Source organism: Rhizobium sp. YJ-22 (genome assembly GCF_029601685.1).
Lineage (GTDB): Bacteria > Pseudomonadota > Alphaproteobacteria > Rhizobiales > Rhizobiaceae > Metarhizobium.
In genome coordinates this window covers 89,680-113,884 of record NZ_JARRIR010000009.1, presented here as the reverse complement: position 1 = coordinate 113,884, position 24,205 = coordinate 89,680, and the positions used below count along the sequence as shown (strand labels likewise).

19 protein-coding genes are annotated in these 24,205 nt (G+C 63.6%); 4 read left to right on the top strand and 15 right to left on the bottom strand.

What is annotated here, in order from left to right:
* Positions 1-5: 5 nt before the first annotated feature.
* Genes P7F60_RS20740 through P7F60_RS20725 form a run of 4 tightly spaced genes read right to left on the bottom strand, consistent with a single transcriptional unit; the run spans position 6 to position 5,149 of the window.
* Positions 6-560 carry a sarcosine oxidase subunit gamma gene (locus P7F60_RS20740; protein WP_277919595.1) on the bottom strand — a complete coding sequence of 185 codons (555 nt, stop codon included), beginning with the start codon at positions 558-560 and terminating at the stop codon, positions 6-8.
* Complete coding sequence (locus tag P7F60_RS20735; protein WP_277919594.1) at positions 553-3,546, bottom strand: sarcosine oxidase subunit alpha; 2,994 nt, start codon at positions 3,544-3,546, stop codon at positions 553-555. Before P7F60_RS20735 ends, P7F60_RS20740 begins: the two co-directional genes overlap by 8 nt.
* Positions 3,543-3,884 (bottom strand): sarcosine oxidase subunit delta, encoded by a 342-nt coding sequence (locus P7F60_RS20730; RefSeq protein WP_277919593.1) that lies wholly within the window; start codon positions 3,882-3,884, stop codon positions 3,543-3,545. The genes P7F60_RS20735 and P7F60_RS20730 overlap by 4 nt, the downstream gene beginning before the upstream one ends.
* An 11-nt stretch (positions 3,885-3,895) precedes the next feature.
* The gene (locus P7F60_RS20725) at positions 3,896-5,149 is read right to left on the bottom strand and encodes a sarcosine oxidase subunit beta family protein (RefSeq protein WP_277919592.1); all 1,254 of its coding nucleotides are present in this window, start codon (positions 5,147-5,149) and stop codon (positions 3,896-3,898) included.
* 312 nt (positions 5,150-5,461) lie between these two features.
* Here P7F60_RS20725 and rpsU point away from each other — a divergent pair, with 312 nt between their 5' ends.
* Together rpsU and P7F60_RS20715 are read left to right on the top strand one after the other, a co-directional pair.
* Positions 5,462-5,692, top strand: a complete 231-nt coding sequence (gene rpsU, locus P7F60_RS20720; protein WP_347276879.1) for a 30S ribosomal protein S21 — start codon at positions 5,462-5,464, stop codon at positions 5,690-5,692.
* Positions 5,693-5,829: 137 nt separating this feature from the next.
* Positions 5,830-6,702, top strand: coding sequence for a tetratricopeptide repeat protein (locus tag P7F60_RS20715; protein ID WP_277919591.1), 873 nt, complete (start codon positions 5,830-5,832; stop codon positions 6,700-6,702).
* A gap of 134 nt (positions 6,703-6,836) precedes the next feature.
* Here P7F60_RS20715 and P7F60_RS20710 read toward each other — a convergent pair whose 3' ends face one another.
* Together P7F60_RS20710 and P7F60_RS20705 are read right to left on the bottom strand one after the other, a co-directional pair.
* Entirely contained in the window at positions 6,837-7,061 is a 225-nt protein-coding gene (locus P7F60_RS20710; RefSeq protein WP_277919590.1) for an aa3-type cytochrome c oxidase subunit IV, read from the bottom strand.
* Positions 7,062-7,239: 178 nt separating this feature from the next.
* Positions 7,240-7,491, bottom strand: coding sequence for a GlsB/YeaQ/YmgE family stress response membrane protein (locus tag P7F60_RS20705; RefSeq protein ID WP_277919589.1), 252 nt, complete (start codon positions 7,489-7,491; stop codon positions 7,240-7,242).
* A 291-nt stretch (positions 7,492-7,782) separates the two neighbouring features.
* Between P7F60_RS20705 and P7F60_RS20700 the strand changes: the two genes are divergently transcribed.
* Together P7F60_RS20700 and P7F60_RS20695 are read left to right on the top strand one after the other, a co-directional pair.
* Positions 7,783-8,322, top strand: a complete 540-nt coding sequence (locus P7F60_RS20700; protein ID WP_277919588.1) for a TRAP transporter small permease subunit — start codon at positions 7,783-7,785, stop codon at positions 8,320-8,322.
* Between the two features lie 27 nt (positions 8,323-8,349).
* Positions 8,350-9,906, top strand: coding sequence for a TRAP transporter large permease subunit (locus P7F60_RS20695; protein ID WP_277919587.1), 1,557 nt, complete (start codon positions 8,350-8,352; stop codon positions 9,904-9,906).
* 49 nt (positions 9,907-9,955) lie between these two features.
* On the opposite strand, the gene P7F60_RS20690 is transcribed toward P7F60_RS20695, so the two are convergent.
* The 9 genes from P7F60_RS20690 to P7F60_RS20650 all read right to left on the bottom strand — a co-directional run bounded on the left by P7F60_RS20690 (position 9,956) and on the right by P7F60_RS20650 (position 24,201).
* Positions 9,956-10,441, bottom strand: a complete 486-nt coding sequence (locus P7F60_RS20690) for a MaoC family dehydratase (RefSeq protein ID WP_277919586.1) — start codon at positions 10,439-10,441, stop codon at positions 9,956-9,958.
* A 29-nt stretch (positions 10,442-10,470) separates the two neighbouring features.
* A complete protein-coding gene (glgX, locus tag P7F60_RS20685; protein ID WP_277919585.1) occupies positions 10,471-12,432 on the bottom strand; it encodes a glycogen debranching protein GlgX in 1,962 nt (653 codons plus the stop codon).
* Positions 12,433-12,454: 22 nt separating this feature from the next.
* Positions 12,455-14,083, bottom strand: coding sequence for an alpha-D-glucose phosphate-specific phosphoglucomutase (locus P7F60_RS20680; protein WP_277919584.1), 1,629 nt, complete (start codon positions 14,081-14,083; stop codon positions 12,455-12,457).
* Between the two features lie 4 nt (positions 14,084-14,087).
* Complete coding sequence (gene glgA, locus P7F60_RS20675) at positions 14,088-15,530, bottom strand: glycogen synthase GlgA (RefSeq protein WP_277919583.1); 1,443 nt, start codon at positions 15,528-15,530, stop codon at positions 14,088-14,090.
* 4 nt (positions 15,531-15,534) lie between these two features.
* Positions 15,535-16,797: a glucose-1-phosphate adenylyltransferase gene (gene glgC, locus P7F60_RS20670; RefSeq protein WP_277919582.1), complete on the bottom strand. Its 1,263-nt coding sequence runs from the start codon at positions 16,795-16,797 to the stop codon at positions 15,535-15,537.
* A gap of 153 nt (positions 16,798-16,950) precedes the next feature.
* Complete coding sequence (gene glgB, locus P7F60_RS20665; protein ID WP_277919581.1) at positions 16,951-19,173, bottom strand: 1,4-alpha-glucan branching protein GlgB; 2,223 nt, start codon at positions 19,171-19,173, stop codon at positions 16,951-16,953.
* Entirely contained in the window at positions 19,170-21,632 is a 2,463-nt protein-coding gene (locus P7F60_RS20660; RefSeq protein WP_277919580.1) for a glycogen/starch/alpha-glucan phosphorylase, read from the bottom strand. The genes glgB and P7F60_RS20660 overlap by 4 nt, the downstream gene beginning before the upstream one ends.
* A gap of 307 nt (positions 21,633-21,939) precedes the next feature.
* Positions 21,940-23,142, bottom strand: coding sequence for a VWA domain-containing protein (locus P7F60_RS20655; RefSeq protein WP_277919579.1), 1,203 nt, complete (start codon positions 23,140-23,142; stop codon positions 21,940-21,942).
* A gap of 177 nt (positions 23,143-23,319) precedes the next feature.
* Positions 23,320-24,201: a transglutaminase family protein gene (locus tag P7F60_RS20650; RefSeq protein WP_277919578.1), complete on the bottom strand. Its 882-nt coding sequence runs from the start codon at positions 24,199-24,201 to the stop codon at positions 23,320-23,322.
* Positions 24,202-24,205: the final 4 nt, after the last annotated feature.

The following is a 24,205-nucleotide window of genomic DNA, read 5'->3' as shown; positions in this document are numbered from 1 at the left end:
CTCTTTTACTGCGCCGCGTCTTCCGCCCCTTCGGCCAGAAGGCCGAAGACGAAGGGCGAGAAGGAGCGCCAGCATTCGACGCGGAACGTATCTTCCGACATGCGCAGCAGCACGATCTCCGCCTTGCCGAAGATGGTGCGCGAGCATTTTCCGACCGGGCAGGCCTTCAGCGACAGATCCTGCGGGCAGCCGCTGTTGATCGCGGTTGCCGCGCCGGGGCCGGAAACGATGATCGCCGTGTTGCGATGCGAGACGTCCGTCGCCGAATGCATCGCGCCAGCGGATGCGGCGGCGGCCATCAGATCGGCGCCGTTCTCGTCGATCACAAGCCATTCGTCCGGGCCGAGCCACAACGCCATGCGGCCATTGGAGATGGCCGAGGCGCTCGCGCGGATCGGAAGGTCGAGGCCGAGCGCCGAGGACAGGGCGCCGACGGCGTCTGCCTTGGCACGCAGCGAGATGCGGCTGGCGGGCTTGGCCGGCGTAAGGCGCACGCCGCCGGAGCCGCCATGGGCATTTGCGAGCGGCTCACGGCGGAGCGCTTGGGTCTGATCAGCCATTGATGCGGCCCCCTTCCTTGTCAAAGAACACCAGATCCGTCACTTCGACGGGGATCGTCCTGTCCGGCATCGGCACATAGAGCGTCTGCCCCATCTTCGCCCGTCCGCCGGCAATCAATGCGAAAGCGATGGAACGCCCGCAATTCTCCGACCAGTAGGACGAGGTGACGTGACCGAGCATGGTCATCGGCTTCGGCTGGTTCGGATCGGCGACGACCTGCGCGCCTTCCTCCAGCACCACATGCGGATCCTTGGTGGTGATGCCGACCAACTGCTTGCGGCCTTCCTTCACCAGATCGGGGCGCTTGAGGCCGCGAATACCGACGAAGTCCGTCTTTTTCTTGGACACGGCCCAGCCCACGCCAGCATCTTCCGGTGTCACCGTGCCGTCCGTATCCTGGCCGACGATGATGTAGCCCTTCTCGGCGCGCAACACGTGCATGGTCTCGGTGCCGTAGACGCAGGCGCCCATCGGCTCGGCTCTCGCCCAGATCGCTTCCCAGATCGCCTGGCCGTAGTCGGCGGGCACGTTGACTTCGAAGCCCATGTCGCCGGTGAACGACATGCGGAACAGACGGGTCGGCACGCCGCAAATCTTGCCTTCGGCCACGCTCATATGCGGCATGGCTTCCGGCGAAAGATCGATGCCTTCGACCAGCGGCGCGATGATCTCACGCGCCTTCGGGCCCTGGACGGCGATGACCGCCCATTGCTCGGTGGTCGAGGTCAGCCAGACGTTCAGATGCGGGAACTCGGTTTGCAGATAGTCTTCCATGTGCTGCAGCACGCGCGGCGCCCCGCCGGTGGTGGTGGTCACATGGAAACGATCCTCGGCCAGTCGCCCGACGACGCCGTCGTCATAGACGAAGCCGTCCTCGCGGGTCATGATGCCGTAACGGCAGCGGCCTGGCTTCAACGTATCCCAGGCATTGGTGTACATCAGGTTGAGGAAGGCGGCGGCATCCGGGCCGACGACCTCGATCTTGCCGAGCGTCGAGGCGTCGAAGACGCCGGCAACAGTGCGCACCGTCCTGCATTCGCGGTTGACCGCCTCATGCATGGTCTCGCCGGCGCGCGGGTAATACCAAGCGCGCTTCCAGTTGCCGACATCCTCGAATTCGGCGCCATGCGCCTCTTCCCAGGCATGCATCGGCGTCTTGCGAGCCGGATCGAACAGATCGCCACGCGAATGGCTGATCAGCGCGCCGAAGGTGACCGGCGTGTAGGGCTGGCGGAAGGTGGTGAGGCCCACCTGCGGGATCGGCCGGTCGAGCGCCTCGGCGGCGATCGCCAGGCCGTGCATGTTCGACAGCTTGCCCTGGTCGGAGGCCATGCCGTTGGTGGTGAAGCGCTTGATATGCTCGATGGAATGCATGCCCTCGCGCACCGCCAGACGGATATCCTTGGCGCAGACGTCGTGCTGGAAGTCGATGAAAGCCTTCACGGTCGTATCTGCGCCCGCGCCTTCGCCCGCGCCCAGCATGCCGCCGGTCCAGGCGAAGCGCGCCTCGCCGCGCGGCGAGGTCGACGCCGAACCGTCGATGCCGGCTTCCCGCGCCATCGAGACACCGGCGGAAACCGCCTCGTCGATGGCCGCCTGCAGATCGTCGGTGCCGTTGCAGGCGCCGACGCAGACCATGTTCTGCGCATAGGTGTCCGGCAGGAAGCGCTGGGTCGCGGCATCGAAACGCAGCTTGCCACGCGACTGCGAGAACAGATGCACCGACGGCGTCCAGCCGGAAGAGACGATCAGCGCGTCGACCGGGATCTTGCGCACCGCGCCGCCGCCGTTTCGCGTCACATGCATGGCCGAGACGCGCAGCTTGCCCGAGGTATCCGTCACCGAATGGCCGGTGAGGACATCGATGCCGAGCGAACGGGCTTCGGCGAGCACGCCGGTCCCCGGATTGTCGCGCGTATCGACGATGGCGGCGATGGAAACGCCGGCGCGGCGCAGGTCGAAGGCCGCTTCATAAGCCGAATCATGGGCGGTGTAGACGCCGATCTTCGAACCGACGGCAACACCGAAATGGTTGATGAAGGTGCGCGCCGCCGAAGCCAGCATGATGCCGGGACGGTCGTTGTTGGCGAACACCATGTGGCGCTCGATCGCGCCGGCGGCAACGATGACGCGCTTGGCACGCACCTGCCACATGCGCTCGCGCGCCGTGCGGCGGTCTGGGCTGGCCAGATGATCGGTGACCCGTTCCACCAGCGCCACGAAATTGTGGTTGTAGTAGCCGAAGGCCGTGGTACGGGTCAGGACCTTCACATTGTCCATGGCCTGGAGCCTGGCGACCGTCGCCTGCGCCCAGTCGTAACCCGGCTGCCCGTCGATGGTGACGCCGGCATCGAAATGCAGCGCGCCGCCGACTTCCGGCTGTTCGTCGACAAGCATGACCTCAGCGCCGGTTTCAGCCGCGGCAAGCGCCGCGGAAAGACCGGAGACGCCGGCACCGACGACCAGCACGTCGCAATGGGCGTAACGACCGGCATAATGATCCGGATCGGCCTCGGTGGGCGCAACGCCCAGACCGGCGGCGCGGCGGATGAAGGGCTCATAGATGGAATGCCAGGCCTTCTTCGGCCACATGAAGGTCTTGTAGTAGAAACCGGCGCCGAAGAAGGGCGACATCAGGTTGTTGATGCCGCCGATGTCGAAGGAGAGCGACGGCCAGCGGTTCTGCGACTCGGCCTTCATGCCGTCGAAGACTTCCTGGACGCTGGCGCGCACGTTCGGCTGGCGACGGGCGGAATCGCGGGAAATGTCGAGCAGTGCATTCGGCTCTTCCGGGCCGGCCGAGAGGATGCCGCGCGGTCGGTGATACTTGAACGAGCGGCCAAGCAGATGCACGCCATGCGCCAGCAGCGCCGAGGCGACGGTATCGCCCTGAAGCGCGGTGTAGCTCTTGCCGTCGAATGTGAAACGGACGGTGCGGGCGGGCGTCAGCCGGCCCTTGCCCGTGATACGATTGGCGCCGCTCATCGGGCGTCTCCTTCCAGGGCCTCGTAGGTCTCGACCTTGGCGTCGGTGGCCGGCGCGGCGTTTATATCCGGCTTCGGCTCGCCTGCCTTGTAGGTCTTGATGAACCGGTCGCTGACGGTGTCGCGGACCGCATTGAAGAAGCGGCCGCAGCCATGGATATGGCGCCAGCGCTCGTAGATGATTCCCTTCGGGTTCTGGCGAAGGAAGAAGAAGGCCTCGAATTCCGCGTCGGAAATGTCGGCCATGTTGGTCGGGCGCGCGATATGCGCGTCGCCGGCGCCGCGGAACTCCAGTTCGGAGCGGTCTTCACCACAATAGGGGCAATGGATGAGCAGCATGTCGAAATCCCTCAATGCGCCACGGCCGCGGCGGCGGCTTCGTCGATCAGGCGTCCGGTGCGGAAGCGGTCGAGCGTCAGGCCGGCCGCCAGCCGGTGTGGCTCGCCGCGGGCGATCAGATGCGCGAAGAGATGCGCCGAACCCGGCGTCGCCTTGAAGCCGCCGGTGCCCCAGCCGCAATTGACGAACAGGTTTTTCACCGGCGTCACGCCCTGGATGGCGGAACGATCCGGGGTGTTGTCGACGATGCCGCCCCATTGGCGCATCATCTTGACGCGGCGGAACATCGGGAACAATTCGCAGATGGCGTCCAGCGTATGGGTGATGATCTGGATGCCGCCGGTCTGGGAATAGGAATTGTACTGGTCGGTGCCCGCGCCGATCACCAGTTCGCCCTTGTCCGACTGCGAGATATAGGCATGCACCGTGTTCGACATGACCACGCAGGGGAAGATCGGCTTCAGCGGTTCGGACACCAGCGCCTGCAAGGGGCTCGATTGCAGCGGCACGCGCACATCGGCCATGTTCATGACGACCGAGGTATGGCCGGCGGCGGAAACGCCGATCTTCTTCGCACCGATGAAGCCGCGATTGGTCTCGACGCCGAGGACGGCGCCATCGGGGCCGCGGCGGATGCCGGTGACTTCGCAGTTCTGGATGATATGGACGCCGCGATCCGACGCGCCACGGGCATAACCCCAGGCAACGGCGTCGTGGCGGGCGGTGCCGCCGCGCCGCTGCAGGGCAGCGCCATTGATCGGATAGCGCGCCGACTTGGAGATGTCGAGCGGCGGGCAATAGGCCTTGGCCTGCTCCGGCGTCATCCATTCGTTGTCGATGCCGTAGAGGCGGTTGGCGTTGACGTGGCGCTTGAACGACTGCTGGTCATGGACCGAATGCGACAGCATCATCACGCCGCGCGGCGAATACATGACGTTGTAGTTCAGATCCTGGCTCAGACCCTCCCACAGCTTGAGCGCATGTTCGTAGATGTCCATGCTCTCTTCGTAGAGGTAATTCGAACGGATGATGGTGGTGTTGCGGCCGGTATTGCCGCCGCCGATCCAGCCCTTTTCCAGCACTGCGACATTGGTGATGCCGTGCTCCTTGGCGAGATAATAAGCGGCCCCCAGACCGTGGCCGCCGCCGCCGATGATGATGACGTCGTATTCCTTGCGCGGCTCGGGCGAGGTCCATTGCGCCTTCCAGCCCTTGTTTCCGCGCATCGCCTCGCGGACGACGGCAAAAATCGAATATTTTTGCATTGGCGTTTCAACTCCTGTGAGTGAGGCCGTTCCGAAAAAGATGGGCCAAGAAATCGCAAATCCGCGCGCGACACAACGGCTGTTTTGCGACGCATACGCCCCAGGCTTTCGACACGAATGACGCAAAAAGGCATGAGGTCGGTTTTTTCGGCGCGAACGATATGGGACGGCTGGACTTTCCCGGAGCGATCTGATACTCCGCTCAACCAATCGCGCGGCTCCGGCTTGTGCGAACGTTATGTTTATTGCCTCTTCGCCCCAATCCCTGACTGTGGCGTCGGCATCAACCAAACCAAAGGAACGGGATTTCACGTGCAGGTACTTGTCCGCGATAACAATGTCGACCAGGCGCTCCGCGCCCTGAAGAAGAAAATGCAGCGCGAAGGCATTTTCCGCGAAATGAAGATGCGGGACTACTACGAGAAGCCCTCCCAGAAGCGCGCCCGCGAAAAGGCCGAAGCCGTTCGCCGCGTCCGCAAGCTGGCACGCAAGCGCGCCCAGCGCGAAGGCCTCATCGCTACTGGCCGCCCGGCTGCTCGGTGATCGGTCGTCATTTCGACGTAATCAATTCGCATGAATGGCGGGGGCGGCTGATGTCGCCGCCGCTTTTTTGATTCCCCTCGCGCGGAGGACGAGACGGCGTTGAGCCGCCTGTGACGCGAGCCTGACGATGGGCTGACATGATCACCACACCTGCTTCTCTCCCGACCGCCGGCGCATTCCGTTTGTCCATCGCGCGGCTCGTTCCCGCAGCGGCGATGACGCTTGCGACCGCCCTGGCGCTTTCCGGCTGCCAGACGGCCTCGACGGACGACATGATCAAGGTCGACCGCGAACAGGGCTCGGAGCAGAACATCGCCTCGCTGTCCTCGGTCATCAACAGCAATCCGACCGATCCGGAAGGCTATAATGTCCGTGGCTCCGCCTATGGTCGCGCGGGTCAGTTCAAGCGCGCCCTCGACGATTTCAGCCGCGCGCTGCAGATGAACCCGAAATTCTACCAGGCCTATGCCAACCGGGCGCTGGTCTATCGCAACATGGGCAAGCAGGCGGAAGCGGCCGCCGATTACAATATGGCGCTGCAGATCAACCCGAAATACGATGTCGCCTATATCGGCCGCGGCAATCTCTATCGCCAGGCCGGCCGCATCGACGAGGCCTTCAACGATTTCAATCGTGCGATCCAACTCGATACGACGGATGGGCGCGCCTATCACAATCGCGGCCTGATCTACCAGAAGCGCGGGGACCACGCCAAGGCGATCGAGGATTTCGCCAAGGCGATTTCGCTGTCGCCGAATTCGCCCGAGCCCTACAACGGCCGCGGCATTTCCTACATCGCGCTGAACGACGACGACAACGCCTTTGCCGACTTCAACCACGCCATCGAGCTGAACGGCAGCAATGCCGAATCCTGGGCCAACCAGGCGCTGGTCTACGAGCGGCGCGGCGACATGGCGCGCGCCAGGAAATCCTATTCGCACGCCCTGCAGCTCGACCCGAAATATACGCCCGCCAAGGACGGACTTGCCCGCACCCGCGGCGCGAGCTGAGCCTTCGACAATCGAAGCCTGTCGCAAACCGCCGTCGTGGCCCTCACGGCGGCGGTTTTGCTTTGAACAGGCGCAACGAAAAGGCCATGGCAGACGCCTGCCATGGCCTTTCAGGCAATCAACGAAATCGGCGCTTATTTCAGCAGCACAAAACCGGCGATGGTCAGGATGACGAACAGCACCAGCCCGCCGAAGAAGCCGGCCGCCGTGAAGAAACCGGCGGCCATGGCGATCAGCAGCACCACAAGGATCATTGTGCCGTATTTGGCGCCGTGCACGAAAAGGTCATAGGTCTTCTCATGTTCCGAATAGTTCATTGGCGCGCCGGTCTCGACCGGTCCGGTATGATGCTCGCTCATCGTCTACGATCTCCTTGCGGGGCGGCGCGCCCCCTCGGCCTCGCCGCCTGAATATGGCCAGAATCGCCGCCCGTTTGCAGGCGGCTTCTCGTGGATCAAGCCCTACACAATACAAAGGAAAAGCGCAATCGGAGATGTCCGGTCGCGCTTTTCAAGGCATGATGAAATTGGTGTGGGCTTATCGTCGGAAAGCCCTGCCGATGGCAATGAGGATGCAGGCGCCGATGAAGCCGGCGATCAGATAGCCGATCCACCCGCCGAGCACGATGCCGAATACCGACAAGAGAGCATTGGCGACGATGGCGCCGACAATGCCGAGCAGGATGTTCATGAGCACGCCCATATTGCTGTTCATGAATCTTTCCGCCAGCCAACCGGCAATTCCGCCGATGATGATCGCTGCGATCCAACCGACCTGTGCGTCTTGCATGGAAACCTCTCCCGTTAAAAAACAACCCACGCCATATCAATGCAAAAGTCGCGTTTTCGTTCCATGGCTTTCGCGTCTCGCGCGTGGTGACAGCATTGTCAGGGGCTTCGTTTCGCCCTTTCTGTTTTGCGCATGTCCGTATGGAAAACCGCTACGCACTTTTCCTGGAAATGCTTTATGCATTGCAGGGAGAATGACGGGAAAGGCGGCGAATCGTTCGCCCCCGCATTCCGAATCATAAAAGGCGACCGGTCTTGTCAGCCGGCCGCGATAAAGGGGAAGGAGGACAAGGTGACGGCACTGCTTCGATTCAGTGGCGGGATAGACGCCTTCAGCAAATCCATCGGCACTCTGTGCGAATATGCCGTTCTCATCTGCTGCCTGATCAGCGCGGCCAACGCGTCGATCCGCTATGTCTTCAGCTACAGCTCCAATGCCTGGCTGGAGATCCAGTGGTATCTCTTCGCCTTCATCGTCATGATGGGGGCCTCGCATACGCTGCGCATGAACGAGCATGTGCGCGTCGATCTCATCTACGGGGCGATCTCGGCCCGCGCGCGGCTGTGGGTGGATGTGATCGGCATCGTCTTCTTCCTGCTGCCGGCCTGCGTCTATCTCGCCTGGCTGTGCTGGCCGGTTTTCCACACCTCCTATGTGCAGGGCGAGATGTCCTCGAATGCCGGCGGTCTCATCCGCTGGCCGGTCAAGCTGGTGCTGGTGGCGGGTTTCGCGCTGCTGGCGCTGCAGGGGCTTTCGGAGCTGATCAAGCGGATCGCGGCGCTTTCGGGCCGTATCGACCTCGACACCAAATACGAAAAACCCCTGCAATAAGCTCGGCGGATCGGGAGGATTACGCTTTTGTTCAGTTACGGTATCATGCCGCCGCTGATGTTCCTGGGGCTGATCGTTTTCATGCTCTATGGATTTCCGGTGGCCTTTTCGCTGGCCTCGGTCGGCCTGTTCTTCGGCATCGTCGGAATTGTCACCGGGCATTTCGACCCGGTCTTCCTGCTGGCGCTGCCGCATCGCTTCTTCGGCATCGTCTCCAACGACCTCTTGCTCGCCATTCCCTTCTTCACTTTCATGGGCGCCATCCTGGAGCGCTGCGGACTGGCGGAGGATCTGCTGGAAGGCACGGGCAAGCTGTTCGGAGCGATCCCCGGCGGCCTCGCTTACGCCGTCATCGTCGTCGGCGCCATCCTCGGGGCGATCACCGGCACGGTCGCCGCCTCGGTGATCACCATGGGCGTCATCTCGCTGCCGATCATGCTGCGCTATGGCTACAACAAACGGCTGGCGACCGGCGTGATCGCCGCATCCGGCACGATCACCCAGCTCATCCCACCCTCGCTGGTGCTGGTGGTGCTGGCCGACCAGCTCGGCCGCTCGGTCGGCGACATGTATCTCGGCGCCATCGGCCCGTCGATCCTGCAGGTGGCGATCTTCATCCTGTTCATCATGGTGCTGTCGGTGGTGCGCCCCAACGACATGCCGCCGCTGCCGCTGGAGGTGCGCGGCAAGCTGGACGGCAAGCTGCTGTTCAAGGTGCTGGCCGGCATGGTCCCTTCGATCGTGCTGATCTTCCTCGTGCTCGGCACCATCTTCATGGGGCTGGCGACGCCGACGGAAGCCGGCGCGCTCGGCGTCGTCGGCGCGATAGTGCTCGCCGCCCTGCATCGCCGTCTCACCTGGCCGCTCATCCGCCAGGGCATGAGCTCGACCATGCACATCACGTCGATGGTGGTGTTCATCCTCATCGGCTCCACCTGCTTCTCGCTGGTCTTCCAGGGCATGGACGGCTCGCGCTGGATCGAGCACCTGCTGACGGGGCTGCCGGGCGGACCGGTCGGTTTCCTGATCTTCGTCAACATCTTCATTTTCGTGCTCGCCTTCTTCCTCGATTTCTTCGAGATCGCCTTCATCGTTATCCCGATGCTGGCGCCGGTGGCGCAATCACTGGGCATCGACCTCATCTGGTTCGGCGTGCTGATCTGCATCAACATGCAGACCAGTTTCATGCATCCGCCCTTCGGCTTCGCGCTGTTCTACCTGCGCTCCATCGCTCCGCGCGAGGTCAAGACCACCGACATCTATATGGGCGCCTTGCCCTGGCTCGCCATGCAGCTCATCCTCGTGGCGGTGGTGATCTTCTGGCCGGAATCGGTAACGCATTGGCTCGACAATGGTCCGAAGGTCGATCCGAGCACCATCAACATCGTCGTGCCCGGCTTCGGTGAGAACGGCGGCGGCGCGCAGATGCCGAATTTCGGCCTGCCGCCGCTCGGCGACGACGGCAAGGGCGGCTTGCCGGGCCTCGGGAGCCGGCCTGCAGAAGGCGTGCCCGGCCAGCAGCCGGCCACGGCGCAACCGGCCAAGCCGGCTGTCGACCTCAGCCAGCCACCGGTCATCCAATGAGGAAAGGCCCGCCTGTCGAAAGGCAGGCGGGCTTCCTGCTGACCAAAAATCAGCTGCCTTCCGGCCGATCCCTGGGATCGAACTGGATGATCGTCATCCAGCGGGCGGTGAGCGCCGGTTTCTTCTCGTTTTCGATCTCGACCGTGACGTCATAGGTGAGCATCAGCATGTGGGCGCCGCGAAAGCGGGCCTCGGCGAGCAGGAAACGGCCGCGGACCCGCGCGCCGACCTTCACCGGCGATAGGAACCGCACGCTGTCGAAGCCGTAATTGATGCCCATGGTTTGTTCGCGAATCTGCGGCGCGCCGTCGAAACTGAGGGCGGAGAGCAGCGACAGCGTCAGAAAGCCATGGGCGATAGTGCCGCCGAACGGCGTTTCGGCGGCACGCGCCGGATCGCAATGGATGAACTGGTGGTCATCGGTGGCATCGGCGAAACGATCGATGCGGGCCTGGTCGACGACGATCCAGCCGGAGACGCCGACTTCGGTGCCGACGATGCCGCTTATATCGGCAAGGGAGATTTCAGACGCCATTCAGGGGACCGATCCGCAGGTAGGGGAGGTTAAAGTTCGACGCAGAAGAGGACGCTGCGCCCGTCCGCATCGACCGTTTCGACCGGCGTGGCGGCGGCAGGGGAGAGCAGGCGCCAGCCGCGCCCGGACGGCGGCAGGCGAAAGCGGCGGCCCTCACGGGCGCGGTTGAGTAGGATTGCCAGCCGCGTGTCGCGGCCGGTTTCACGATCCGGCGTGCGGATGACCATGGCGAGCGTTGCTCCCTGCTCGTCCTCCCAGTCGGCCACCGTCATCGGCTCCCCGCCAGCCGTCGCCCAGACGACGTCGCCGTCCGCGCCGGTGAAGAAGCTTTGGGCGGACAGGCCGTCGAAGCGTTTTCGCAAACCGGAGAGGAAGGCGGTGTGGGCGATCAGCCCGTCGTCGAGGCGCGACCACTCGATCCAGGTGATGGCATTGTCCTGGCAATAGGCATTGTTGTTGCCGCCCTGGCTGCGGCCGCCCTCGTCGCCGGCGGTCAGCATCACCGTGCCCCGCGCCGAAAACAGCGTGCCGAGCAGGGCGGCGAGATCGGCGCGGCGGCCGGCGAGTACCGCGCCGCCTTCCGTCTCGCCCTCGACGCCGTTGTTCCAGGAAAAATTCTCGCCATGGCCGTCGCGATTGTCCTCGCCATTGGCCTCGTTATGCTTGTGTTCGTAGGCGACGAGGTCGTGCAGGGTGAAACCGTCATGGGCGGCGATGAAATTGACGCTGCGGGTTTCTTTCGCGCCGTCGCGCTGGAAAATATCCGAGGAACCGGCCAGCGCCGTCGCCAGAGCGCCGGTCATGCGAGCATCGCCGCGCCAGTAGCGGCGCAGGTCGTCGCGGGCGCGGTCGTTCCATTCGAGGAAGTCTTTCGGGAAATTGCCGAGCTGATAGCCGCCCGGGCCAATATCCCAGGGTTCGGCGATCAGCACCCGGTCGGCCAGAACTTCGTCGGCATGGATCGCGGCGAGCGTCTCGCTGTCGCGGGAGAAGCCGTCGGCGGTGCGGCCGAGGACCGGGGCGAGGTCGAAACGAAAACCGTCGACGGCGGCATGCAACACGAAATGGCGCAGGCTTTCGACGATCATCTGACGGATATGCGGGTGGTCGCAGGCGACCGTATTGCCGGTGCCAGTATCGTTGACGAGATGGCCGGGCTCGCCGCGATGGTGGCGATAGGCGGTGAGATTGTCGAGGCCGCGCAGCGACAGGGTCGCGCCGTGGCGGTCGCTTTCGCCGGTATGGTTGAAGACGAGGTCGAGGATGACGCCGATGCCCTCGGCGCGCAACGCCGCGACGGTGTCGGCCAGTTCGGCGACGCCGCCCGGCACGACACGCGGATCGAGCGCCATGAAGGCGATGGGATTGTAGCCCCAGCCATTGGTCAGGCCAAGCGGCGGCAGATGGCGTTCGTCGATCCAGGCGGTAATCGGCATCAGTTCGACTGCATCGACGCCGAGCCGTTTCAGATGGGCGATGATAGCAGGGTGGGCCAGGGCCGCGACCGTGCCGCGTTGCGCCTCGGGCACCTCAGGATGCAGCATGGTGAAGGGGCGCACCGCGACTTCGTAGATGAAGCCGCCTTTCCTGAACAAAGGCGGCTGGCGCTTCACCGGCCTGTGGCGGCGAACGATGGCCTTCGGAACGAGATCGGCGGTCTCAGTGCCGAATTGGCTCAGCCTTGCATCATGGCGGAAGGGCCGGTCGAGTTCGGTGGCATAGGGATCGACCAGCAGCTTGGCCGGATCGAACCAAAAACCCTTGTCGGGATCGTAGACGCCATCGGCGCGAAAACCGTAGCGGGCGCCGGGCTTCAGGTCGTCGACGAACATGCGGTGGATATCGCCATCGCGCTCCATCGGCAGGCGCACCTCCGCCTGTCCGTCGAACAGGCAGAGATCCACATGCGTGGCCAGCGGAGACCGGACGGCGAATTCGACGCCGCTGTCGAAAAGGATGGCACCACCCTGACGAGAGAAGCTATCCTCCATGCGGCGTCTCCATGGCGGGCCGTCAGGTGATGACGCTTGGTGCGTCGCGGCCGGTGCGGGCCTTGATGTCGGCGATTTCTTCGGCAACGGCGATCAGGTCGGCGAGCGCCTCCTGTGTGTCCAGCCCGTGGCGGCCGGGATCGGGCTCGTAGCGCTCGATATAGACGCGCAGCGTCGCGCCCGACGTGCCGGTGCCGGAGAGGCGGAAGACGACGCGCGAGCCGCCTTCGAACAGCACGCGGATGCCCTGGTTCATGCTCACCGACTTGTCGACCGGGTCGTGATAGGCGAAATCGTCGGCCGAGGCGACGGTGAGGGCGCCGAACTGGGTGCCGGCCAGCGTCGGCAGCTTGGCGCGCAGCGCCGTCACCAGCCCGTTGGCGGCATCGGAATCGACGCCTTCATAATCGTGGCGCGAATAATAGTTGCGGCCATAGGCGGCCCAATGCTGGCGCACGATATCGGCGACGCTCTCGCCGCGCACGGCCAGGATGTTCAGCCAGAGGAGAACCGCCCAAAGGCCGTCCTTTTCGCGCACATGGTTGGAGCCGGTGCCGGCACTTTCCTCGCCGCAAATGGTGGCAAGGCCGGCATCGAGCAGGTTGCCGAAGAATTTCCAGCCGGTCGGGGTCTCGTACATGCCGATGCCGAGCTTTTCGGCGACGCGGTCGGCGGCGCCCGAGGTCGGCATCGAGCGGGCGATGCCGGCGATGCCGGCCGAATAACCGGGGGCCAGATTGGCGTTGGCCGCCAGGATCGCCAGGCTGTCGGACGGCGTGACGAACATGTCCTTGCCGATGATCAGGTTGCGGTCGCCGTCGCCATCGGATGCCGCGCCGAAATCGGGCGCATCGTCGCCCATCATCTCGTCATAGAGTTCCTTGCAATAGACGAGGTTCGGGTCCGGGTGATGGCCGCCGAAATCCGGCAGCGGCAGGAAATTGCGCACCGAACCGTTGGGCGCCCCAAGCCGGTTTTCGAGGATCTCCTTGGCATAGGGGCCGGTGACGGCGCTCATCGCATCGAAGGCGATGCGGAAACCGAGGCTGATCATGTTGCGGATGGCGCCGAAATCGAACAGCTCCTCCATCAGCGCCGCATAGTCCTCGACCGGATCGATGACCGAGATCACCATGCCGGCGACCGTCTGCTTGCCGATCGTATCGAGGTTGATGTCGGCGAAATCGGCGATCTTGTAGGCGTCGATCGTCTTGGTGCGGGCATAGATGGCGTCGGTGATCTTTTCGGGGGCCGGGCCGCCATTGCCGATATTGTACTTGATGCCGAAATCTTCGGTCGGGCCGCCGGGATTGTGGCTAGCCGAAAGGATGATACCGCCGAAGGCCTTGTATTTGCGGATGATATGCGAGGCTGCGGGCGTCGACAGGATGCCGCCCTTGCCGACCATCACCTTGCCGAAACCGTTGGCGGCGGCCATCTTGATGGCCTTCTGGATGACTTCGCGATTGTAGTACCGGCCGTCTCCGCCGATCACGAGGCACTTGCCCTGATACCCTTCCAGCGAATCGAAGATCGACTGGATGAAGTTCTCGGCATAGTTTTCCTGCTGGAACACCGGAACCTTCTTGCGCAGGCCGGAGGTTCCCGGTTTCTGATCGGCATAGGGCTTGGTGGGAACAGTCTTGTTCATGTGGCTAAATGCCTTTCGAGACGAGGCGGGCGTAGAGCGCGGCATAGGTTTCGGCGCTCTTTTCCCATGATACGTCCGATTTCATGCCCTGCTTTTGCATTTGCGTCCAGAGTTTTTGATTTTCATACAGGCGGAAGGTTCGCCGCAAGGCAAGGCGCAGGCCTGAAAGGTCGATGGGCGAAAACTGCACGCCGGTCGCCACTCTGGCATTGAGCGCGGCTTCGTTGGCATCGATGACAGTGTCGGCAAGCCCGCCTGTATGGCCGACGACGGGGATGCAACCGTAGCGCAGCGCGTAAAGCTGGGTGAGGCCGCAGGGCTCGAAGCGCGAGGGAATGAGGATCGCGTCGCTGCCGGCCTGCATGAGATGCGACAGCGGCTCGTTATAGCCGAGCGACAGGCCGACGCGGCCGGGATAGCGGGCGGCAGCGGCCCGGAAGGCCGATTCCAGATCGGCATCGCCGGAGCCAAGCACGGCGAGCTTGCCGCCGCGGGCGACGATCTCGTCGGCGACTTCGGTCAGCAGATCCATGCCTTTCTGCCAGGTGAGGCGGCTGACGACGCAGAAGATCGGTCCCTGATCCTGGTCGAGGCCGAAATGTTCGGCCACCGCCCGGCGGTTTTCCGGCCGGCGCTTCATGTTCCCTGCGGAATAATGGGCCGAAATCATCGGGTCGGTCGCCGGATCCCAGACATGGGCGTCGATGCCGTTGACGATGCCGGTGAGGTCGGCGACGCGGGCGCCGATGACCCCTTCCAGTCCCATGCCGAAGGCCGGCGTCAGGATCTCCTCGGCATAGGACGGGCTGACGGTGGTGATCGCATGGGTGGTCTGCAATCCGCCCTTGAGGAAGCCGACATCGCCATAATATTCGACGCCTTCGATGGAGAAGGCGTGCGGCGGCAGGTCGAGGCCGGCGAAGATGCTGGAGGCGAACTGGCCCTGGAAGGCGATATTGTGGATGGTGACGGCGCTTGGGCGTTCCGGCACGAGGCCGTAGCGCATATAGACCGGCGCCATCGCCGCCTGCCAGTCATGGGCATGGACGAGGTCCGGCTGCCAGCCGGAAAGCACTCCGGCCGCAATCTCCGCCGCCGCCCTGGACAGGGCGGCGAAGCGTTTCCAGTTGTCGACATGGTCGATGCCGGCGGGATCGAGATAGGGGCCGCCCGCCCGGTCGTAAAGGCTTGGGGCGTCGAGGATCAGCAGGTCCAATCCCCGGTGCTCGACCTCCAGGACGGTGGCTTCTTCGCCCAGCAAGTCATCGAAGCGATGGCAGGCCACGGCGCCTTGCACGGCGGCAAGAACGGACGGGTAACCGGGAATCAGGGTCCGGGTTCTGATGCCCAGCGGCTTGAGGGCGAGCGGCAGGGCGCCCGCCACATCCGCCAGCCCGCCGGTCTTGACCAGCGGGAATATCTCGGAGGCGACGGCAAGAACCTGCATGGCGTTACAGGTCCAGGCGGTCGATCATCGCCTGGGTGATCAGGCAGATGCCGCTTTCGGTGCGGCGGAAGCGCTTGCCGTCGAGTTCCGGCTCCTCGCCGACGACGAGCCCCTCGGGAATGGTCACCCCATGATCGATGACGACATTCTTGAGCTGGGCGCGCCGGCCGATGCGCACGGAGGGCAGCACCACGGCGTTGTCCAGCCGCGAATAGGAATTCGCGCGCACGCCGGTGAACAGCAGGCTGCGGTTCAGCGAGGCGCCGGAGATGATGCAATCACCCGAGACCAGCGAGGAGGTGGCCGAGCCGCGGCGGTTCTCGTCGTCATGGACGAATTTGGCCGGCGGCAGGATCTCGGCATAGGTCCAGATCGGCCAGGACTTGTCGTAGAGGTCGAGCTCGGGAACGATGTCGGTCAGGTCGATATTGGCCTGCCAGTAGGCGTCCACGGTTCCGACGTCGCGCCAGTAGGGCTCGCGCTCGAAATCGGAGCGCACGCAGGAATCGGCGAAGCGGTGCGCCTGGGCTTTGCCGTGGCTCACGATATGCGGAATAATGTCCTTGCCGAAATCGCGGCTGGAAGAAGGGTCCGCGGCATCGCGGCGCAGCGCGTCGACCAGGAATTTCGTGTGGAAGACATAGATGCCCATCGAAGCGAGCGCAAAATCCGGATTGCCGGGGATGCCCGGCGGATCGGCCGGCTTTTCAACGAAATCGATGATCCTGTCGGTGCCGTCGACATGCATGACGCCGAAGCCGGTGGCTTCCATGCGCGGCACTTCCAGGCAGCCGACGGTGACGTCGGCGCCGGAATCGACGTGCTGCTGCAGCATCAATTCGTAGTCCATCTTGTAAATATGGTCGCCGGCGAGGATGACCATATATTCCGGACCATAGGATTCGATGATGTCAAGGTTCTGGTAGACGGCGTCCGCCGTGCCCTCATACCACTGCGTCTCCGAAACGCGCTGGGAGGCCGGCAGGATGTCGAAGCTCTCGTTTCGTTCGGGGCGGAAGAAGTTCCAGCCGCGCTGCATATGGCGGATCAGCGAATGCGCCTTGTATTGCGTGGCGACGCCGATGCGGCGGATACCGGAATTGAGCGCATTCGACAGCGCGAAGTCGATGATGCGGGTCTTGCCGCCGAAATAGACGGCGGGCTTGGCGCGGCGGTCGGTCAGTTCCTTGAGGCGGCTTCCCCGGCCGCCGGCCAGAACATAGGCCATCGCATCGCGGGCAAGGGGTTGGATGCGTTTTTCTACCATGAAATCCTCCCGGTATTCTGAAAGTTTCGATGCCCGTCTCCCGAACCGATGCGCATTCGCGAGACGGGGTGCTGCCTGTTTTCGTTCGCCTTTGCGGGCGAAACCTGGAGCATTGTCCGATACCGAAGCGACCACGCTTCGGCTGGAAATGCTCTAGCCTTCCCATTCCAGCATGATCGTCGCCAGCGGCGGCAGGGTGATCGTTGCCGATATTCCTCCATTCGACACTTCAACCGCCTGGACGCGTCCGCCATTGCCCTTGCCGCTGCCGCCGTAGATTTCGGCATCGGTATTGATGATCTCGCGCCAGCGCCCGGCATGGGGCAGCGGCACGGCATAGTTTTCGCGGTAGACCGGCGTGAAATTGCTGATCACCGCGACCGGCTTTTCGCCGGGCGCCTTGCGCAGCCAGGCAAAGACCGAATTCTGGTGGTCGTCGGCGATCAGCCATTCATAGCCTTCGCCCTCGCAATCGCGCGCATGCAGCGCCGGCTTGCTGCGATAGGCGAGGTTGAGGTCGCGCACCAATCGGCGCATGCCCTCATGCATGGGATATTGCAGCAGGTTCCAGTCGAGCTGGCGCGCCTCGCTCCATTCGCTCCACTGGGCGAACTCCTGGCCCATGAACAGCAGCTTCTTGCCGGGATAGCCCCACATATAACCGTAATAGGCCCGCAGGTTGGCGAACTTCTGCCAGTCGTCGCCCGACATCTTGGCGATCAGCGATCCCTTGCCGTGGACCACCTCGTCATGGCTGAGCGGCAGCACGAAGTTTTCGGAGAACGCATAGAGAAGGCCGAAGGTCAGCTCCTGATGGTGGTACTTGCGATGCACCGCCTCCCGCGACATGTAGCTCAGCGTGTCATGCATGAAGCCCATGTTCCACTTGAAGCCGAAGCCGAGCCCGCCCTCATGCACGGGATGCGAGACTTTCGGCCAGGAGGTGGATTCCTCGGCGATCATCATCGCGCCGGGATGGCTGCCGTAGACGCGCGCATTGGTCGTCTGCAGGAAACGCACCGCGTCCAGGTTCTCGCGCCCGCCATATTCGTTGGGCACCCATTCGCCTTCCTTGCGCGAATAGTCGAGATAGAGCATCGAGGCGACGGCATCGACGCGCAAGCCGTCGAGATGGAATTTCTCCGTCCAGTAGAGCGCGTTGTTGACGAGGTAGGACAGGACTTCCGAGCGGCCGAAATTGTAGATCGCCGTGTTCCAGTCGGGATGGAAACCCTGGCGCGGATCCTCGTGCTCGTAAAGCGCGGTGCCGTCGAACCAGGCAAGCCCGTGCTGGTCGGTCGGGAAATGCGCCGGCACCCAGTCGAGGATGACTCCGAGGCCGACCTTGTGGCAGCTGTTGACGAAGCGGGCAAAGCCTTCCGGCTCGCCGAAGCGGGCGGTCGGCGCATAAAGCCCGGTCGTCTGGTAGCCCCAGGAAGGATCGAAGGGGTGCTCGGTGATCGGCAAAAATTCGATATGGGTGAAGCCGAGATCGACGCAATAGGGGATGAGATGCGCGGCCAGCTCGTCCCAGCTCATCATCTCGTTGTCGTCGCGCCGCCGCCAGGAGCCGGCATGAACCTCGTAGATGGAAATCGGCTGCCGGCGATGGTCGACGCTGGACCAATGCTTCATATGCGCCGCGTCCTGCCAGTCCTGCACCAGTTCCGGCGTCGTCATCGAAGCGTTTTTCGGTCGCAGTTCGGCGCGGCGGGCGAAAGGATCTGCCTTGAGCGGCAGCGGCACGCTCTCAGGGCCCATGATCTCGAATTTGTAGGCGACGCCGGCGCCGACGTCGGGGGCGAAGATCTCCCAGATGCCGGTGTCGCGGCGCAGCCGCATCACATGCCGGCGGCCGTCCCAGGTATTGAAATCGCCGACGACCGATACGCGGCTGGCATTCGGCGCCCAGACGGCGAAATGGAAGCCGTTGACGCCTTCATGCTTCAGCGGATGGGCGCCGAGCTTGTCGAACAACCGAAGATGCGAGCCTTCGCGGATATAATAATCGTCCATCGGCCCGAGCACGGGCCCAAAGCTGTAGGGATCGGTGACCATCCATTCGGCATCGCCGCGCCGGGCGCGATAGCGCACCGGCTGTAACCGGGTGACCGTGACAGGGCCTTCGAAAAATCCTTCATCGTGGCGCTGTTCGAGCGTGCCGATTTCCTGGCCGTCGAGCGCGAAGGCGGTGGCCGCCTCGGCGCCCGGAATGAAGCAGCGGGCGACATAGCCGTCGCCGGCGCGATGCACGCCCAGCACCGCGAAGGGATCGGCATGGGTGCCGTGGACGATGGCGGCGATTTCCGCCGCCGGCAGTTCGGGAGGGCGTCCGCCCCCACCGTTGCGGGCCTCGGCCTTCCTGCCCTGCTTCATCCCGCCCTCCAGATCTCTTCGGAATATTGCCGGATGGAGCGGTCCGAGGAGAACCATCCCATCCGCGCGGTGTTGTAGATGGCCTTTTCGTACCAGCTCTTCGGATCGGACCAGACCGTGTCGACGTCACGCTGGGCGCGGGTATAGTCCTCGAAGTCGCGGGCGACCATGAACCAATCATGACTATAGAGGCCGTCGATCAGTCCGGAGAAGCGGCTGCGATCATCCGGGGAGAACACGCCGGAAGCGATCGCCTGCAGGGCCTGTGACAATTCCTTGGAGCCTTCGATGATGGCGCGGGCGTTCGACGGCTCGGAGCGGGCGCGGGCGACCTCCTCGGCGGTCTTGCCGAAGATGAAGATGTTGTCTTCGCCGACATGGTCGCGCATCTCGACATTGGCGCCGTCGAGCGTGCCGATGGTCAAGGCGCCGTTGAGGGCGAATTTCATGTTGCCGGTGCCGGATGCTTCCATGCCGGCGGTCGATATCTGCTCCGACAGATCGGCCGCCGGAACCATGACTTCGGCGAGGGAGACGTTGTAGTTCGGAATGAAGACCACCTTCAGCAAGCCGCGCACCGACGGATCGTTATTGACGACGCGGGCGACGTCGTTGGCGAGCTTGATGATCAGCTTGGCATTGTGATAGCTCGGCGCCGCCTTGCCCGCGAACAACTTAACGCGCGGCACCCAATCCTGTTCCGGATGCGAGCGGATCTGGTCGTAGAGGGCCACCGCCTCGATGATGTTGAGAAGCTGGCGCTTGTATTCGTGGATACGCTTGATCTGGATGTCGAACATCGCGGAAGGGTCGATGCGGATGCCCATGCGCTGGGCGACCAGATTGGCGAGCGCCTGCTTGTTGGCCCGTTTCACCGCCGCGAAGCGATGCTGGAAGCCGGTGTCCTTGGCATGGGCGTCGAGGGCGCGCAGCGCCTCGGCATCGTCCATGAAGGCGTCGCCGATGGTTTCGCGGATGAGGCCGGTCAGGCCCGGATTGCATTGCATCAGCCAGCGGCGCGGCGTGATGCCGTTGGTCTTGTTGTTGATGCGGTCCGGATAGAGCTTGTGCAGGTCGGCAAACACCGTTTCCTTCATCAGCTCGGTGTGCAGCGCCGAGACGCCGTTGATCGAGTGCGAGCCGACGAAGGCGAGGTTGCCCATGCGCACCCGGCGATCGCCGTTCTCGTCGATCAGCGAGATCGAGCGGATCTCGCCATCGCTCATCATCCTGGTCTTGCGCGCGTCGACCAATACCTTGGCGTTGATCGCATAGATGATCTGCATGTGTCGCGGAAGCAGACGCTCGAACAGCGGCACCGGCCAGCTTTCCAGCGCTTCCGGCAGCAGCGTGTGGTTGGTGTAGCTGATGGTGCGCCAGGTGAGGTCCCAGGCCTCGTCGAAATCGAGGTTGTGGACGTCGATCAGCAGGCGCATCAGCTCGGCGATGGAAACCGCCGGATGGGTGTCGTTGAGCTGGATCGACACCTTGTCGGGCAGCGAGGTGAAATCGGGATATTGCTGCAGGTGGCGGCGCAGAATGTCCTGGAGCGAGGCCGAGGAGAAGAAGAATTCCTGCCGCAGGCGCAGTTCCTGGCCGGCGGGCGTCGCATCGGCCGGATAGAGCACGCGGGTGAGGGTTTCCGCCTTGTTGCTCTCGCGCAGCGCCCCGATATGGTCGCCGGCATTGAAGGCGTCGAGCAGGATGGGGTCGATCGGCTGGGCCGACCAGAGGCGCAGCGTGTTGACGCGCTTGCCGCGCCAGCCGACGACGGGCGTGTCGTAAGCCATGGCGATGACGCGCTCGCTCGGCTTCCAGATGTAACGCGGCGCCTCGTCATAACCGCCGACGGTCTCGACCGTACCGCCGAAGCCGATTTCGTAGGAACTCTCGCGGCGCTCGAATTCCCAGGGGTTGCCGTGGGCGAGCCAGGTCTCGGGCAGTTCCACCTGCCAGCCGTCCGACATCTGTTGGCGGAACAGGCCGTGCATGTAGCGGATGCCATAGCCATAGGCGGGGATGTCGACGGTCGCCATCGATTCCATGAAGCAGGCGGCGAGCCGCCCGAGGCCGCCATTGCCGAGTGCGGCATCCGGCTCGAGACCAGCGATGACGTCGAGATCGACGCCGAGCGAGGTGAGCGCGTCGCGGATCTCGTTCATCAGGCCGAGATTGTTGACGGCGTCGCGCATCAGCCGGCCGATGAGGAATTCCAGGGAGAGATAATAGACCCGCTTGGCGTTGGTCTTGTAGACCTGCTTGGTCGAGGCCATCCACCGGTCGATGACGCGGTCGCGGATGACGAGGATCGCGGCGGTCAGCCAGTCGTGCGGCTTGGCGACCTGGGCGTCCTTGCCGATGCGGTACGTCAGCCGCTCGATGATCTCCTCGGCAAGGACGCTCGGCTCGGAACTGCGCGGGGAGGGGAGAGGAATGCCTGCCTTCGAAACATTGTTCATCATCTGGCTCTGAGCTATTTCTACCTGCGTTGTTCCGTCCGGCCGGGCGCACATGAATATAGTCATCATCCGATGCCTGAAGCACAACTGCGATAGTTTATGCATTGTTGCGAAACAGTTGCAACCGACATTTAATCGAATTAAAAAATAGATCGGACAGCGCGAAGAGACGGCAAAAGGATTTGATTCTGATCATTTTTTCCGTTCTGATGCGCGGCGCTCAGTTTGACAGCAAACACCGCCCCGCAGGGATTGCGGGACGGTGCTGGCTGCTTTGGGCGATGGGTGGTCGGCGGCGCGCCGGCGCTCAGTTCGTCAGGCGCGTGGTGCGGTCGGCGGCCTTCTTGCCGATGGTCTTGAAGGCATCGACCAACTGGGCCATGCTGTCGGCGGCGAAATAGTTGGCGGTTGTGCCGGCGCAGGTTTTCAGCAGATTCTGGCCGCGGGACGGCGCCATGAAGGCCACCGTGTAGATGGTGATCTTGTCGGCGCGCGCCTTGTCGCAGATCGCCAGCGTCTGGGTGTCGTCATAGGTGTTGTTGTTGTCGCCATCGGTCATGAAGACGATGAATTTCTGCGGCGTGAGGCCGGTCTTGTCGGTATGCGCCTTGGTTTCCTTGGAATCGGTCAGGCTGCTATAGGCCTTCTGCATCGCGTCGGTAGAGGCTGTACCGCCCTCGGCGACGAGCGCGTTGACATAGGTCGTCGCCTTGGTCGTTCCCCAGTCGAGCGGCGACGGGGTCTGGGCCGACATATTGTAGGACACCGCTCCCAGCCGGCTGTATTCCGACTTCGGATCGGCGGTGACGAGTTGCGCGGCCAGCGTGGTCACGGCGGTCTTCAGGGCGGTGATCTTCGAGACATAGCAGGGGCTCGAAGCCTTCAGGTTCGGATATTTCGACCAGTTGCTTGCGGTATAGTTCGGGCAGGACGATGTCGCTCCGTCCTTGGTGTCGGTGATCCAGGCCATGGAGCCGGATTTGTCGAGCACCAGATACATCGACAAGGCATTCATCGTCGCGGTCTGGCTGGCTGTCTTGCTGTAGGCGACGATCTCGGGATCGCTGACGCCGAGCACCCGGGTGAAGCCGGTCAGGGCAACCTTGTAGTGGGCCTCGACGCTGACGGTGAATTTCTTGCCGTTGCCGGCGATCGGCGTTTCGTTGATCAGGATCGTCGGGGCGGCGCTGAAGGGCGCATTGGGATCGTCGTTCTTGGCGGCGTCGTCGCCCGTGCTGCCCGAACCCGCCATCTGGCCGCGCAGGAAGGACAGGGCCAGGAGACGGGCCTGCTCTTCCGTGAATGCCTTCTCCGCCAGCGCGGTCGCGGCGGCGAGGGCCGCGGAGTCGGCGGCGTTCTGCACGCGGGTGTGCTCCTGCGTCATGCGCAGGTAATCGATGGCGACCCCGGCGACACCGAGCAGCACCGGCAGCAGGATGGCGGTCGTGGCAGCAAAATTTCCGCCCCTGTCGGCCAGCAGGCGCGCGAAGCGGGAACGGTACGCGGTCATGGGGCATCCTCGCGGTTCGAAAGATGCTCCAGTTCTAGCGATGGTTCCCTTGCCAGGTCGTTTACCGGATGCCTCGTATTTGAGCGATCACGTGTTTTTTGCAACACTTTTTGCGTTAGAGCATTTCCAGGAACCGTGAAAGCGGTTTTTCGGTATCGGCATGCGAACATGCCGGCGTCAGGCCTCGACGGGGATGACGTCGACGGCCTGCAAGGTCTGCTGGCGGCCATAGCTCTTCAGCGCGCCGATGACCGGGGCGACGTCAGCGTAATCGCGCCCGTAGCCGACGACGATGTGGTCGGTGCCGGCCTGAATATCGTTGGTCGGATCGTATTCGACCCAGCCCGCCAGGCCCCCGCACCAGATGCGCACCCAGGCATGCATGGCGTCCGCCCCTTCCAGCCGTTCCTTGCCGGGCGGCGGGAGGGTGCGCAGGTAGCCGCTGACATAGCCGGCGGGAATGCCGAGGCTGCGCAGCGCCGTGATCATCACATGGCTGAAATCCTGGCAGACGCCGCGCTTCAGTGCAAAGGCCTGCGCCGTCGTCGTGTCCACCGTCGTCGCCTTGGGGTCATAGGTAAAATCGCGGTGGATTCGGCGGCACATGGCGCGGGCGATTTCCAGCACCGTGCGGTTCTTCAGATCCATGGCCCGTGCGTAAGCCGAGATCGCCGGCTCCTCCGGCAGGCGAGGGCTGGCCCCAAGGAAATGATGCGGCGAGTCCGCGCCGAGCGACCAGCAATTGCCGAGTTCGTCGGGCAGCTTGTCGAGGGTCGGCGAGAAATCGGCGCTGACGGTCACGACCTCGACCTGCACGCGGGCCTTCATGCGGATGTCCAGCCGCTCATGGGGTGCGCGGATCAGGATGGAGGCAGCCGGATGCTGGAAGAAATCGGTGAAGGCGGCGCGTTCCTCCGGCTGCGGCTCGACGGTCAGCGCGCCGGCGATCAGCCGCTGGCGGTCGGGGATCGACAGCGGCATGACGCGGATGATGTGGCGCGCATTGAAGGCGAAGCTGTCGTAAAGATAACCCATGTGCAGCGACAGGTCGTAGAGCATCGCC

Bases quoted from the DNA above. Each gene is read 5' to 3' on its own strand.
- P7F60_RS20730 (WP_277919593.1), bottom strand. From the start codon at position 3,884: ATGCTGCTCATCCATTGCCCCTATTGTGGTGAAGACCGCTCCGAACTG.
- P7F60_RS20650 (WP_277919578.1), bottom strand. From the start codon at position 24,201: ATGCTCTACGACCTGTCGCTGCACATGGGTTATCTTTACGACAGCTTC.
- glgB (WP_277919581.1), bottom strand. From the start codon at position 19,173: ATGAAGCAGGGCAGGAAGGCCGAGGCCCGCAACGGTGGGGGCGGACGC.
- glgC (WP_277919582.1), bottom strand. From the start codon at position 16,797: ATGGTAGAAAAACGCATCCAACCCCTTGCCCGCGATGCGATGGCCTAT.
- P7F60_RS20705 (WP_277919589.1), bottom strand. From the start codon at position 7,491: ATGCAAGACGCACAGGTCGGTTGGATCGCAGCGATCATCATCGGCGGA.
- P7F60_RS20655 (WP_277919579.1), bottom strand. From the start codon at position 23,142: ATGACCGCGTACCGTTCCCGCTTCGCGCGCCTGCTGGCCGACAGGGGC.
- glgA (WP_277919583.1), bottom strand. From the start codon at position 15,530: ATGCAGGTTCTTGCCGTCGCCTCCGAGATATTCCCGCTGGTCAAGACC.
- P7F60_RS20735 (WP_277919594.1), bottom strand. From the start codon at position 3,546: ATGAGCGGCGCCAATCGTATCACGGGCAAGGGCCGGCTGACGCCCGCC.
- glgX (WP_277919585.1), bottom strand. From the start codon at position 12,432: ATGGAGGATAGCTTCTCTCGTCAGGGTGGTGCCATCCTTTTCGACAGC.
- P7F60_RS20710 (WP_277919590.1), bottom strand. From the start codon at position 7,061: ATGAGCGAGCATCATACCGGACCGGTCGAGACCGGCGCGCCAATGAAC.
- P7F60_RS20740 (WP_277919595.1), bottom strand. From the start codon at position 560: ATGGCTGATCAGACCCAAGCGCTCCGCCGTGAGCCGCTCGCAAATGCC.
- P7F60_RS20715 (WP_277919591.1), top strand. From the start codon at position 5,830: ATGATCACCACACCTGCTTCTCTCCCGACCGCCGGCGCATTCCGTTTG.
- P7F60_RS20680 (WP_277919584.1), bottom strand. From the start codon at position 14,083: ATGAACAAGACTGTTCCCACCAAGCCCTATGCCGATCAGAAACCGGGA.
- P7F60_RS20660 (WP_277919580.1), bottom strand. From the start codon at position 21,632: ATGAACAATGTTTCGAAGGCAGGCATTCCTCTCCCCTCCCCGCGCAGT.
- P7F60_RS20725 (WP_277919592.1), bottom strand. From the start codon at position 5,149: ATGCAAAAATATTCGATTTTTGCCGTCGTCCGCGAGGCGATGCGCGGA.
- P7F60_RS20690 (WP_277919586.1), bottom strand. From the start codon at position 10,441: ATGGCGTCTGAAATCTCCCTTGCCGATATAAGCGGCATCGTCGGCACC.